Below are 13,552 nucleotides of genomic sequence, written 5' to 3'. Positions count from 1 at the left end.
CCCGTGAGCGCTTTGCGGGGCTATGGCACCCCAAAGCACTCACGGGACCTGACCAGCTGAAACGCCGAGTTGCGTGCTGCGCTGGTCGGCCTAATCGTCGAGTTTGCGGGCCGCAGACGCGCGCGGCGAATCGGCGGCGCGATCAGCGGCGGGCACCAACCCCGGCGACTCGCGAAGGAGTCCGGCGAATGGCCAAGCGACCGGAAGCGGGACTCGACGGGCCGGTATCCGACCTGCTGCTGCGCACCCGCAAGCTGCTCGCTCCCGGCGAGGTCTCGGCGGACCTGCGCACGGTCGAACTGGTCGGCGGGCGCGAGGGCGACGTCTTCTACCGGGACCGGTGGAGCCACGACAAGGTGGTGCGCTCCACGCACGGCGTGAACTGCACCGGCTCGTGCTCGTGGAAGGTCTACGTCAAGGACGGCGTCATCACCTGGGAGGCGCAGCAGACCGATTACCCGTCGGTCGGGCCGGATTCCCCCGAGTACGAGCCGCGCGGCTGCCCGCGCGGGGCCGCGTTCTCCTGGTACACCTACTCCCCCACCCGGCTGCGCTACCCGTACGTGCGCGGGGTGCTGCTGGAGATGTACCGCCGCGCCAAGGCGGCCACCGGGGACCCGGTGCGGGCCTGGGAGTCCATTGTGGACGATCCCGAGCTGCGGCGGCGCTACCAGCGGGCGCGCGGCAAGGGCGGGCTGGTGCGGGCGAGCTGGGACGAGGCCGTGGAGCTCGTCGCCGCCGCCCACGTGCACACGATCCGGCGGTACGGGCCGGACCGGATCGCCGGGTTCTCCCCCATCCCGGCGATGTCGATGGTCTCGCACGCCGCGGGCGCGCGGTTCACCTCGCTGATCGGCGGCACCATGCTGTCGTTCTACGACTGGTACGCCGACCTGCCGGTGGCCTCGCCGCAGGTGTTCGGCGATCAGACCGACGTGCCCGAGTCGGCGGACTGGTGGAACGCGAGCTACCTGGTGATGTGGGGCTCGAACGTCCCGGTCACCCGCACCCCGGACGCGCACTTCATGACCGAGGCCCGCTACCGCGGCCAGAAGGTCGTGGTCGTCTCGCCGGACTACGCCGACAACGTCAAGTTCGCCGACACCTGGCTGGCGCCGCAGCCCGGCACCGACGGCGCGCTGGCCATGGCGATGGGGCACGTGATCCTGCGGGACTTCTTCGTGCAGCGGCAGTCCCCGCGCTTCGCCGACTATGCGCGCCGCTACACCGACCTGCCGTTCCTGGTGGCGCTGCGCGACACCGGCGAGGGCCTGGTGCCGGACAAGTTCGTCACCGCCGCCGATCTCGGCGCGACCGGCGCGCACGACAGCTTCAAACCGGTGCTGGTGGACGAGCGGACCGGCCGCGAGCACGTGCCGGGCGGCAGCCTGGGCTTCCGCTTCGACGAGGCGAGCGCCGGGCGGTGGAACCTCGACCTCGGCGACGTGCGGCCGCAGCTGAGCCTGCTCGAGCACGCCGCGGCGGAGGCCGTCGCCGTCGAGCTCCCGCGCTTCGACGTGCCCGACGACCGCCGCGCCCGGTTGCGCCGGGGCGTGCCCGCGATCCGGCTCGGCGGCCGGCTGGTGACCACCGTCTTCGACCTGGTGCTGGCCGACTACGGCGTCGGGCGGCCCGGGCTGCCGGGCGACTGGCCGCGCGGGCTGGACGATCCGCGGCCGCACACCCCGGCGTGGCAGGAGGAGATCACCGGGGTTCCGGCCGCGCAGGCGATCCGGGTGGCCCGCGAGTTCGCCCGCAACGCAGAGGAATCCGGTGGCCGGTCGATGATCCTGATGGGCGCGGGCACCAACCACTGGTTCCACGCCGACACGATCTACCGCGCGTTCCTGGCCCTGCTGACGCTGACCGGCTGCCAGGGCGTCAACGGCGGCGGCTGGGCGCACTACGTGGGGCAGGAGAAGTGCCGCCCGGCGACGGGCTGGGCGACGCTGGCCGGTGCGGCGGACTGGGCCCGGCCACCGCGACAGATGATCGGCACCGCGTTCTGGTACCTGGCCACCGACCAGTGGCGCTACGACGCGCTCGGCGCCGAGGAGCTGATCCACCCGCTCGGCCCGGGGAAGTTGTGGGGCATGTCGATGGCCGACTGCATCGCCCAGTCCGCGCGGCTGGGCTGGATGCCGTCGTACCCGACGTTCGACCGCAATCCGCTGGAGCTGGTCGCCGAGGCCCGCGCGGCCAAGGCGGACCCGGCCGAGCACGTCATCGCCGAGCTGCGCTCCGGGCGGCTGAAGTTCGCCTGCACCGACCCGGACGACGAGGCGAACTGGCCGCGGATCGTCACCGTCTGGCGGGCGAACCTGCTGGGCTCCTCGGCGAAGGGCAACGAGTACTTCCTCAAGCACCTGCTGGGCACCGATTCGGCGCTGCGGGCCGAGGAAGCACCACCGGGACGGCGCCCGCACGACGTGCGCTGGCACCCGCGCGCCCCGGAGGGCAAGCTCGACCTGCTGCTCTCGCTGGACTTCCGGATGACCAGCACCGGCCTGTTCAGCGATGTGCTGCTGCCCGCCGCCACCTGGTACGAGAAGCACGACCTGTCGTCCACCGACATGCACCCGTTCGTGCACGCCTTCACCCCGGCGATCGCCCCGCCGTGGGAGACCCGCAGCGATTTCGACGCCTTCCACGCGATAGCCCGCAAGTTCTCCGAGCTCGCCGAGACGCACCTGGGCGTGCGCGAGGACCTGGTGGCGGCCCCGCTGCTGCACGACACACCGGACGAGCTCGCCACCCCGGGCGGTGTCGTGCGCGACTGGACCCGCAACGAGGTCGATGCGGTTCCGGGCGTCACGATGCCGAAGCTCGTCGTCGTCGAGCGCGACTACCCGGCGGTGGCGGCGAAGATGGCCGCGCTCGGACCGCTGGTGGACGAGCTCGGCGTGGGCAACAAGGGCTGGCACGTCATCCCCGACCAGGAGGTCGAGCGGCTGCGGCACCAGAACGGCGCCGTGCGCGGCGGGGTGGCCGACGGGCGGCCGTCGCTGGCGCGGGACGTGGACGCCTGCGAGGCGATCCTCGCGCTGTCGGGCACCACCAACGGCCGCATCGCGGTGGCGGGGTTCCGCGAGCTCGAACGGCGCACCGGGGTGCGGCTGGCCGACCTGGCGCAGGCCGACGAGGGCAGGCGGATCACCTTCGCCGACACCCAGGCGCGACCGGTGCCGGTGATCACCTCCCCGGAGTGGAGCGGCAGCGAGCACGGCGGCCGCCGCTACAGCGCCTTCGTGGTCAACGTCGAGCGCCTCAAGCCCTGGCACACCCTGACCGGCCGCCAGCACTTCTACCTCGACCACGACTGGATGGCCGACCTCGGCGAGGGGTTGCCCGTCTACCGGCCGCCGCTGAACATCCACCGGCTGTTCGGCGAGCCGGAATCCCCCGGCGGAGCAGCGGTTTCGGTGCGCTACCTGACGCCGCACTCGAAGTGGTCGATCCACTCCGAGTACCAGGACAACCTGCTGATGCTGGCGCTCTCGCGCGGCGGCCCGGACCTGTGGCTGAGCCCGGCCGACGCGGAGCGCATCGGCGTGCGCGACAACGACTGGGTCGAGGCGGTCAACCGCAACGGCGTGCTGGTGGCGCGGGCCGTGGTGTCGCAGAAGATGCCGGCCGGCACGGTGTACGTCTACCACGCCAAGGACCGCGTGGTGGACGTGCCGAAGTCGGAGATCTCCGGGCTGCGCGGCGGGATCCACAACTCGCTGACCCGGCTGCTGCTCAAGCCCACCCACCTCGTCGGCGGCTACGCCCAGCTCTCGTTCGCGTTCAACTACCTGGGCCCGACCGGCAACCAGCGCGACGAGGTCACCGTGATCCGCCGCCGCAGCCAGGAGGTCGAGTACTGATGCGCGTGATGGCCCAGCTCGCGATGGTGATGAACCTGGACAAGTGCATCGGCTGCCACACCTGCTCGGTGACCTGCAAGCAGGCGTGGACCAACCGCGGCGGCGTCGAGTACGTGTGGTTCAACAACGTGGAAACCCGCCCGGGGCAGGGATATCCGCGCACCTACGAGGACCAGGAGAAGTGGCGCGGCGGGTGGGAGCTCAACCGGCGGGGCCGGCTGAAGCTGCGCGGCGGCGGCCGGGTCAAGCGGCTGCTGTCGCTGTTCGCCAACCCGAAGCTGCCCGCCATCCAGGACTACTACGAGCCCTGGACCTACGACTACGACAACCTGATCTCCGCACCGGCGGGCGAGGAGATCCCGGTGGCCCGGCCGCGGTCGCTGATCTCCGGCGAGCCGATGCGGATCTCCTGGAGCGCCAACTGGGACGACAGCCTGGCCGGATCGCCCGAGCTCACCGAGCAGGACCCGGTGCTGCGACGGCTGTCCGACGAGGTCCGGCAATCCTTCGAAGAGACCTTCATGTTCTTCCTGCCGCGGATCTGCGAGCACTGCCTCAACCCGTCCTGCGTGGCCTCCTGCCCCTCGGGCGCGATGTACAAGCGCGCCGAGGACGGCATCGTGCTGGTCGACCAGGACCAGTGCCGCGGCTGGCGGATGTGCGTCACGGGCTGCCCGTACAAGAAGGTCTACTTCAACCACCGCACCGGCAAGGCCGAGAAGTGCACGCTGTGCTACCCGCGGATGGAGGTCGGGCTGCCGACGGTGTGCTCGGAGACCTGCGTCGGGCGGTTGCGCTACCTCGGCGTGGTGCTCTACGACGCCGACCGCGTGCTGGAGGCCGCCTCGATGCCCGACGAGCACGACCTGTACCCCGCGCAGCTGGAGGTGCTGCTCGACCCGAACGATCCGGAGGTGGTGACCGCCGCGCGGCGCGCCGGGATACCCGGGGACTGGGTCGAGGCCGCGCAGCGCTCCCCGATCCACGCGCTGATCAAGGAATTCCGGGTCGCCCTGCCGCTGCACCCGGAATTCCGCACGCTGCCGATGGTCTGGTACGTGCCGCCGCTGTCGCCGGTGGTGGACAAGCTGGTGGAGACCGGCCACGACGGCGAGGACGTGGGGAACCTGTTCGGCGCCATCGACGCGCTGCGGATCCCGGTGGAGTACCTGGCCGAGCTGTTCACCGCCGGGGACACCGCTCCGGTCACCGCGGCGCTGCGCAAGCTCGGCGCGATGCGCGCCTACATGCGCGACATCAACCTCGGCCGGCCGCCGGATCCGTCCATCCCGGAGGCTGCCGGGCTGGACGTGCCGCAGGTGGAGCGGATGTACCGGCTGCTGGCGCTGGCGAAGTACGAGGAGCGCTACGTCGTCCCGCAGGCGCACGCCGAACTCGCCGGGCAGCTCGACGAGCCCGGTTGCTCGCTGGACTACGAGGGCGGGCCGGGCATGTACGAGTCCGGCCCGTTCGGCGAGACCTCCGGTGCGCCGGTGCCGATGGCGGTGGAGAACTTCCACCTGCTCAAGCAGCGGCAGAGCGCGGAGCACTTCACCGCCCCCGACGGCTCGCGCCGGGTGAACCTGCTCAACTGGGACGGCCGCGGCACGCCCGAGGGCCTGTTCCCGCCCGACGGCGAGGACCGCTGATGACCTTCGACCGCGCCCGCGCGCTGACCCACCGGATCGCCGCGTTCCTGCTCTCCTACCCCGACGAAGAACTCCTCGAACGGCTCCCGCTGCTTCGCGAGGCGTGCGCGGAACTCCCGGCCGCACAACGAGATCCGCTGCTGGAGCTGGTGCTGCACTTGGAGACGACGTCGCTGCTGGCCGCGCAGCAGCACTACGTGGAGACCTTCGACCTGCGCCGCCGCTGCTGCCAGTACCTCAGCTACTGGACGACCGGCGACACCCGGAACCGGGGTCGGGCGATCGTGGACTTCAAGCGGATCTACCGGGCGGCGGGCGTGCTGCCGCCGCCGGACGAGCTGCCCGACCACCTGACCGTCGTGCTGGAGTTCGCCGCCACCACCGACCAGGAGCGCGGCACCGCACTGCTCGTCGACCACCACGCCGGACTCGCCCTGCTCGCCGACGCCCTCCGCGACCAGGGCACCGTCTACGCGCGCGGCGTCGAGGCAGTGCTGGCGACGCTGCCCGCGCCGACGCCGGAAGCACTGCGCGCGGCCAAGCGCATCGCCGCGACCGGCCCGCCGCAGGAATCCGTGGGGATGGCCGGGCCGCTGCAACCGTTCGGAGGTCCGCGATGAGCACCTGGGACGTGCTGCTGTGGGGCGCCGCGCCGTACGCGGTGATCGCTGTGCTGGTGGTCGGCTCGCTCTGGCGCTGGCGCTACGACCGGTTCGGCTGGACCACCCGCTCCTCGCAGCTCTACGAGTCGCGGCTGCTGCGGCTGGCCAGCCCGCTGTTCCACTTCGGGCTGCTGGTGGTGATCGTCGGGCACGTCGTCGGCCTGCTCGTCCCGGAGTCCTGGACCGCGGCTCTCGGCGTGTCCGAGCAGCTCTACCACCTGGTCGCGGTCGGGCTCGGCGCGCTGGCCGGGGTGTGCACGCTGATCGGGGTGGCGCTGCTGATCTACCGGCGGCGCCGCAACGGGCCGGTGTTCTCCGCGACCACGGTGAACGACAAGGCGATGTACCTGGTGCTGGTCGGTGCGATCCTGCTCGGGCTGCTCACCACCGTGCTGGCCAACGGCGTGACCGAGGGCTACGACTACCGGGCCACCGTCTCGCCCTGGTTCCGCAGCATCTTCGCGCTGCGGCCGGAGGTGGCGCTGATGGTGGACGTGCCGTGGTCGTTCAAGGCGCACGTGCTGGCCGGGATGCTGCTGTTCGCGCTGTTCCCGTTCACCAGGCTGGTGCACGCGCTGAGCGGGTTCGCCGCGGTGCGGTACCTGTTCCGCCCGTACGTCGTCTACCGCAGCCGAGGCGCGCAACGCGCTCGCCGCGGCTGGGAACCGGTCGGCGTTCCGGGGCAGCGCAGGGGCAAGCACGACGCCCCGCACCCCACCCGCGAAGGCAAGTAAGGTTTGCCTCACAAACCGGAGTGCGGTCGAATGGGTCCGTGACCGCTTTGACCCCCATCCGAGTCGTCGCCGACCACTTCGACCTGGCCGTCTCGACGTTGCACTACTGGGAGCGGCGCGGGCTGATCACCCCGCACCGGCGAGCCGGGAAGCGCTGGTACGACACCGATCAGCTCTACCGCATCGCCCTGATCAAGCAATGGCGCACGACCGGCCTGTTCAGCCTGGAGCAGATCGCGCTCATGCTCGACGACGGGCCGGACTGGCTCGACGGGGTCGCCGCGCGGATCGAGGAGATCGAACGGCAGCAGGCGGAACTGGCCACCGCTCGCGCCTACCTGGACCGCCTGCTCGGCTGCCGCTCGCGCGGCATTCCCGAGCGCTGCCCGGGATTCCGCGCCGAGACCGAGATCCCCGCGCCCCGCTGAGCGCCGGGCATCGCCACGGCGGCGATGATCCCCGCGATCGCGAGGCACGCCGCCGATGCGGCGAAAGCGGCGGTGTAGCCGTGCGCCAGCGCGTTGAGGTCGTCGCCGAAGTGCGCCGCCCGCCACGACGCGGCCACCGCCGCCGACAGCACGCTCAGCACGGCGAGCCCGATCGCGCCGCTGGTCTGGCGGACGGTGTTCAGCAGTCCGGCGGCCAAACCGTTCTGGTGCGGCGGGACGCCGCTGGTCGCGCCCACCGTGATCGGGGTGAACGCCGCGGTGGTGCCGAACCCGAAGACCAGGCCGGGCAGCATCACCGAGGTCACGTAGGAGGCGTGCACCCCGATGAGCAACGCGACGCCCGCGAGGCCCGCCGCACCGAGCAGGCAGGACAGCACCGCCGCGCGGCGCACGCCCAGCCGCACCGACAGCGGTCCGGCGAACTGCGCTCCGGCGAACTGCGCCACCCCGATCGGCAGGTAGCCGAGCCCGGCGTGCAGCGGCGAATAGCCGTGCACGTCCTGCAGGTACAGCGACAGCAGGATCGGGCTGGCGAAGAAACCCAGTCCCAGCAACAACATCACGACGTTGCCGCTGCTGACCGACCGCAGCCGGAAGATGCCCAGCGGCACCAGCGGCTCCCGCGACCACCGGGCCTGGTGCACCAGGAAGACTCCCAGCAGCACCACGCCCGCCAGCAGCGACGACCACACCGATGCGTCCGCTTCGGCCGCGTGCATCACCGCGTACACGATGCCGACCAGGCCCGCGGTGACCAGCACGGCGCCCAGCGCGTCCAGCCGCGGCCGCGGCACGTCGTCCGAGCGCGGCGGCAGGACCGCCCGCGCGACCACGACGGCCAGCACCCCGATCGGCACGCTGATGAAGAACACCCACCGCCAGCCCGCCCACTCGGTCAGCAGACCGCCGATCACCGGCCCGGCCGCCGCTCCGGCCGCGCCCACCGCGCTCCAGGTGCCCAGCATCCGCGCGCGCTGCGCGGGCTCGGTGAACGTCGTGGTCAGCAGCGAGAGCGTGACCGGCATCAGCAGCGCTCCGCCGATGCCCTGCACGGCCCGCGCGGCCAGCAGCAGCTCGGCCGAGGAGACCAGCCCGCCCACCGTCCTGGCCAGGGTGAACAGCCCCATGCCGAGCACGAACATGCGACGCTGGCCGTACACGTCCGACAACCGCCCGCCGAGCAGCAGGCACCCCGCGAACGCGAGGGTGTAGGCGTTGACCACCCACGGCAGCGTCGTGTCGGTGAACCCCAGCTCGACGCGGATTGCGGGCAGCGCGACGGAGACGATCGTGGCATCGAGGATCACCACGAACGAACCCGCGCAGGCCAGCGCCAGCAGCAGTACCGCCTCCGGTCCCGCCGCTCCGCGATTCACAGTGGTGGTCGCGTTGGGGAGTGAGCTCGCGTTTGGCGGTTTCTTGTGGCTGGGTTGCATCACGGTCCCCTGAGGTGCGGTTGAGCAGGACTGCGGTTGGGCAACATTCCGGTCGAGCTGGACTGCGGTTGACGCCGGGGCAACGCGCGACAGGCTTTGCCCGCCGGTGCGCATTCCGGCCGTAGCCTGTCCGCTCAACTCGGGTTGAGCGCAAGGCCCTGGCTCGCTTGGCTAGGGTTCTGGGCGGGGGTGAGTGCCGTGGAGCGGGTCCGCGTCGAACGGGCGGTCTGGTTCGGCGAGGCCGAGCTGATCCCCGATCCGCACCGGGCGGCCGGCTGGACCGTGGCCGTCGACGGCGTCTCCCAGTCCTTCGTCGACCTCGCCGATCCGACCTACCTGAAGTTCCCGTACGTCGCCTGGATCGCGCAGGCCGTCGACCGGCACTGGCCGCCGGGGACCGCCGTGTCGGCCACCTACCTCGGCGGCGCCGGGTGCACGCTGCCCCGCTACGTCGCCGCGACCCGGCCGGGTTCCGGGCAGACCGCGTTCGAGCTCGACGAACCGCTCGTGGAACTGGTGCGCGAGCACCTCGCGCTGGACGAGGTGCCGGGGCTGGAGGTCCGCGTGCAGGACGGGCGCGCGGGCATCCGGGAAGCGCCGGACGGGAGCACCGATCTGGTGGTGCTCGACGTCTTCCGCGCCGGCAGCGTGGCCACCGAGCTGGCCACCGTCGAGTTCCTGAGCGACATCGCGCGCGTGCTGCGGCCCGGCGGCCTGTGCGCGGCGAACTTCTGGGACGGTGGCGAGCTGGAGTTCGCGCTGCGCGCGATCGCCGCCGTCGGCGAGGTGTTCCCGCACGTCCTGGTGCTCGCCGAGCCCGCCGTCCTGCTGCGCCACCGCGCGGGCAACATCGTGGTCGTGGCGTCCACCCGCGAACTGCCGAAAGCGGGGCTCGACGAGTGGGGTGCCGCGGCGGCGAACCGGATGTCCTGCCTGACCTCGCCGCAGCTGGCCGCCGTCGCCGGAACGGCCGCCCCGCTCACCGAAGCGTCCCCGCACACGGCCCCGGTGCCGCCCGTCCGCAAGGCTTAGGCAGTGCTCCGCGGCCGCGGGGCGAGGACGTCGACCGTGCTCAGCAGGAGCATGTGTGCGTAGGCCGCCAGCACCGTCGCGAACAGGATCCAGCCGCCACCGCTGTAGGCGTCCGGCTCGGTCAGCCACAGCACTCCGCCGAACACCAGAGCCGTCAGGGCCGCTGCGCCGATGCGGGCACCGGTCCGGTAGGCGATCGTCGCGGGCCAGGTCAGCAGCACCGCCGCCAGCGCCAGTCCGAGCGGGCCGAGGCGGAACCCGGTGCTGAACAGCCAGTACTCCACGGCGAGCAGCACCGCCGCGATGGCCAGCGCGGGAAGCCAGCGCGCGAGCCCGCGGCCGAAGCGGAGGCCGATCCGGCTGCCCGTCCACACCGCGAAGACCGCCACCAGCAGCATCGCGAACAGCACACCGGGGCCGAAGGAGGTTCCGGAGAAGTCCGCGATCGCCGTCCAGTTCCCGTGCACCGGGGTGTAGGCGAACCAGCCGAAGTCCTCCCCGGCGCCCTGGCACACACCACCCAGCGGGCAATGGCCCTGGTAGGGAGCGACTGCCGTCGCAGTCGACATCTGGGCGGTGAGCGGCTCGTCGTACCGCTGGAGTTCGGAGTAGCTGCCCGGGAGATCCATCGTCTGCAGGTTCGGCTGGCCGATCCCGGTGAACGCCACCGCGGTGGCGGCGAACAGGCCGAGCAGCGCCACCCGCCGCGGCGCGGCCAAGGCGTAGACGACGGCCATGGCCAGCGGCTTGACCAGCGTCATCGCCCGTCGCCCGAGCCACGGCAGCACGCCGCCTCCGGACGGGCGGGCAGCGCGGTAGGCGAGCATCCCGAAGCGGGTGGCCAGCGACAGCGCGCGCCGCTCGCCCAGGTCGGCGAACCGCTGGCGGCCCACGGCGTAGCGCTCGACCTCGCTCGACAGCTGCGCGGGCGACGGCGTCGACGGCCGGCCGCCGCCGCGCTGGTCCGCACCTGCAGCAACCGTCGCGACGTACGGGACCTCCTCCGCCGCGATCGTCCACTGCAGACGCTCGGTGAGCAGGTCGCGGGTCTCGGTCAGCGGGTGCTCGTCGTCGGGCCGGGCGAACAGGGCGTCGAGCTCGGCGCGCACCTCACCGGCGCGCCGCGCCCACACCTCGGCCAGGAAACCGCGCCACTGCTTGGCCTGCGCCTCGTCCAGGTCGCCGAGCTCGGCCTTCGTCGGACGGCTGACGATCGCCTGCAGCGCGTCGCCCAGCTCCTCCGAACCGCTGTGCCGCCGCGCCAGCCGCGCCGGATCGGTGAGCAGCCCGACCAGCGCGGCAGCGGAGTCCATCCGCCCCCACATCCAGTCGTTGGCCCGCCACTTGGCGGACAGGAACGCGCCGAAGTTGCCGACGTCCAGGCCGCGGATCTTGTCCGCGATGCGCAGCGGCACGCCCTCGCCGCGGCGCAGCGCCGCGAACGGCAGCGGGCTCTGCTCGTCGCTGACCACCCGCAGCAGGTTGATCCGCGAGCCCGGCACCCGGCCCACGTCCAGCGGCGCGGTCAGCACCACGAGCTGCTGGAGCACCTCGTCCCGGTGGTCGCCGCGCTCCAGCAGCGAATAGCCGATCTGCTCGGGCTCATCGCACCGCTCGCGCGGCGGTGCCAGCGCGGCCAGCCGGTCGGCCACCCGGTGCAGCAGCTTGCGCGCCTCCGCCACCGCGTCGATCCCGCTGGCGTCCGGCACCGCGTCGCCGCCCGAGGATTCCACGATGGACCGCAGCTCGGCGGCGAACTCGGCCAGCACCCGCTGGAAGTCCGCGCCCTCCTCCGCCTCGCCCAGCACCTCGCCGAGCAGCGGCGCGATCGGCGTGGGCAGCGCGTGCTGCAACCGGATCCGGCGGCGGAGCACCCGCTGCACCCACTCGTCGAGCTCGGCGGTCTCGACGATCGGCTCCAGCTTCGCGCCGTTGATCCAGTACCGGTCGGCGTGGCCCTCCAGCACCTCGGCGAACGTCCGCAACCGGTAGAGCACCGACTTGCAGCGCCCGATCTCCCGGCTCTCCGGCGACCACCGCTCGATGTCCCACGCCCAGCCGAGGCACTCCTGGATCGCGGCGAGCAGGCTGTGCGCGTCGTCGAAGACGCGCGTCGTCGCGTCGCGGCCGAGCCCGTCCGACAGGCGTCGCGCGAGCTGCGTCCGGGCCTGCGCCGACCACTCCGCGAGCGGATCACCGACCACCGGCGGCAGCAGCTTCCCGTCCTCGCTGCCCGCGGGCTCGGTGAGCAACCGGTACGCCGCCTGCGCGTCGAGCTCCGAGCGCACCACGGCGTGGTCGGGAGCGACGGCGGCGACCTGGCTCGCCAGCACCGCGAGCCGCTCCGCGTCGGGCGTGGCGTGCAGCCGGGCGAACAAGGCCTTGCGGCGCAAGGAGGTTCGCTCCACGAGGAGGTTGTGGTCGGCCAGCGCGTCGAGGTCGGCCAGCAGCGATTCCTGGGTCATGCGGGCGCGCAGCGCGGTCAGCGTGACCGGCACCGCGTGCCCCGGCTCGCGGCGCTGCGTGCGGGCGGCGACGGGGTCCGGGTTCAGGTACAGCAGCCACCGCTGCGTGGGGCGGTCCGCCGGGGCTTCGGTGATCGCGCGGATCGCCGCCGACACCGGGATGTTGTCCAGCACGCCGCCGTCGATCACGCGGAACGGCGCGCGACCGGAATCTGGGGTGGTCTCGGAGAACAGCCCGACCATGTTCGGCTCGCCCGCCGGTGGCTCGCCCAGCGAGGAGAACACCTGTGCGGGTTCGAAGGCGAACGGGAACGCCGAGGTGGCGCGGGCCGCGTGCGCCAGCCGCAGCACCGTGGCGCCGAACTGCTCGCCCGCGCCGAAGTCGGACAGCGGATCGCCCGCCCGCCCCCGGTGCTGGAACGAGAACGACGCGGTGCGCCGCTCCTGCAGCATCGGCTCGGAGCGGCCGTCGAGGCGCTGCTCCAGGACCGGGTCCAGCAGGGTCGCGGTGAGCAGCAGGTCGGCGCGGTTGTTCGGCAGGTCCGGCTCGGCGGGCACGTTGCCGGTGATGACCTTCACCAGTTCGGCGCGGAAGTAGGCGTCGCCCTCCAGCAGCGACGGCGGGCTGGGCTGCCAGAACTTCGGCAGCGGCCGGGACATCGCCTCCACATCGCCCAGCCGCACCCAGATCTCGCGCATCCGGTCGAAGGGCATCCCGTAGACGAGGGTGGTGGCCAGCAGCGTGGCGTTGAGCCCGCCGGCCGAGGCCCCGGCGAGCACGTCGACGGCGACCGAGTCGTAGCCGGACAGCTCCGCCAGCGCGGCCCACGGGTGCGCCCCGTCGTCGGCGTCGACCAGCGCGGTGCGCAGCCGGTTGATCTCGGCGACGGCGCCGCCGATCCACACGGCCATGCTCGCACCGCCGCGCATCGCCAGCGCCAGGCGCAGTTCCTGCTCGTTCTCCGCTCCAGCCGCGGTGGACACCTCGGAATCCGCCCTCTCGGTCGACACCTGCGGATCACCCGAAACCTACCGCGAGAACGCCGCCCGGTGGCCCCGAACGGCGCTTCTGGCCCCCATTGCCACCCAACCTCGACCCCGGTGGACCAACCCGCCACCCGCGGCCCAGACCACCCCGTGTCAATTTCGTACGAAATTGACCAGCCACCGGGTGAACGGCACCGACAATCCCTGGTCAGCGCGCCGCCCGCTCCAGCATGGTGTCAATTTCGCGCGAAATTGACCGTCACCCGGGT

Annotated in this window: 8 protein-coding genes; 6 read left to right on the top strand and 2 right to left on the bottom strand. The window is 72.4% G+C overall.

Annotated features, from left to right (window positions below):
- The first annotated feature begins 188 nt into the window (after nt 1-188).
- Genes OU416_RS19185 through OU416_RS19165 form a run of 5 tightly spaced genes read left to right on the top strand, consistent with a single transcriptional unit; the run spans nt 189 to nt 7,342 of the window.
- Nucleotides 189-3,869: a nitrate reductase subunit alpha gene (locus OU416_RS19185; RefSeq protein WP_270928369.1), complete on the top strand. Its 3,681-nt coding sequence runs from the start codon at nt 189-191 to the stop codon at nt 3,867-3,869.
- Nucleotides 3,869-5,518 carry a nitrate reductase subunit beta gene (gene narH / locus OU416_RS19180; protein WP_270928368.1) on the top strand — a complete coding sequence of 550 codons (1,650 nt, stop codon included), beginning with the start codon at nt 3,869-3,871 and terminating at the stop codon, nt 5,516-5,518. Before OU416_RS19185 ends, narH begins: the two co-directional genes overlap by 1 nt.
- Nucleotides 5,518-6,138 (top strand): nitrate reductase molybdenum cofactor assembly chaperone, encoded by a 621-nt coding sequence (narJ, locus tag OU416_RS19175; protein WP_270928367.1) that lies wholly within the window; start codon nt 5,518-5,520, stop codon nt 6,136-6,138. The genes narH and narJ overlap by 1 nt, the downstream gene beginning before the upstream one ends.
- Nucleotides 6,135-6,914, top strand: a complete 780-nt coding sequence (gene narI / locus OU416_RS19170; protein WP_270928366.1) for a respiratory nitrate reductase subunit gamma — start codon at nt 6,135-6,137, stop codon at nt 6,912-6,914. Before narJ ends, narI begins: the two co-directional genes overlap by 4 nt.
- A gap of 38 nt (nt 6,915-6,952) precedes the next feature.
- On the top strand, nt 6,953-7,342 hold the full coding sequence (locus OU416_RS19165) for a helix-turn-helix domain-containing protein (RefSeq protein ID WP_270928365.1): 390 nt from the start codon (nt 6,953-6,955) through the stop codon (nt 7,340-7,342).
- Here the strand turns inward: OU416_RS19165 and OU416_RS19160 are convergent.
- Entirely contained in the window at nt 7,249-8,739 is a 1,491-nt protein-coding gene (locus tag OU416_RS19160; protein ID WP_270928364.1) for a DHA2 family efflux MFS transporter permease subunit, read from the bottom strand. The two genes, OU416_RS19165 and OU416_RS19160, sit on opposite strands and share 94 nt — an antisense overlap.
- A 258-nt stretch (nt 8,740-8,997) precedes the next feature.
- On the opposite strand from OU416_RS19160, the gene OU416_RS19155 reads away from it, so the two are divergent.
- Entirely contained in the window at nt 8,998-9,831 is an 834-nt protein-coding gene (locus tag OU416_RS19155) for a spermidine synthase (protein WP_270928363.1), read from the top strand.
- On the opposite strand, the gene OU416_RS19150 is transcribed toward OU416_RS19155, so the two are convergent.
- Nucleotides 9,828-13,307 carry a patatin-like protein gene (locus tag OU416_RS19150; protein WP_270928362.1) on the bottom strand — a complete coding sequence of 1,160 codons (3,480 nt, stop codon included), beginning with the start codon at nt 13,305-13,307 and terminating at the stop codon, nt 9,828-9,830. The genes OU416_RS19155 and OU416_RS19150 overlap by 4 nt on opposite strands.
- Nucleotides 13,308-13,552: the final 245 nt, after the last annotated feature.

Origin of the sequence: Saccharopolyspora indica, from assembly GCF_027853965.1 — a bacterium.
Classification (GTDB): Bacteria; Actinomycetota; Actinomycetes; order Mycobacteriales; family Pseudonocardiaceae; genus Saccharopolyspora; species Saccharopolyspora indica.
This window is presented reverse-complemented; position numbering and strand designations above follow the sequence as displayed.

Coding starts and splice junctions, on each gene's coding strand:
- narI (WP_270928366.1), top strand. CDS start 6,135: ATGAGCACCTGGGACGTGCTGCTGTGGGGCGCCGCGCCGTACGCGGTG.
- narJ (WP_270928367.1), top strand. CDS start 5,518: ATGACCTTCGACCGCGCCCGCGCGCTGACCCACCGGATCGCCGCGTTC.
- OU416_RS19185 (WP_270928369.1), top strand. CDS start 189: ATGGCCAAGCGACCGGAAGCGGGACTCGACGGGCCGGTATCCGACCTG.
- narH (WP_270928368.1), top strand. CDS start 3,869: ATGCGCGTGATGGCCCAGCTCGCGATGGTGATGAACCTGGACAAGTGC.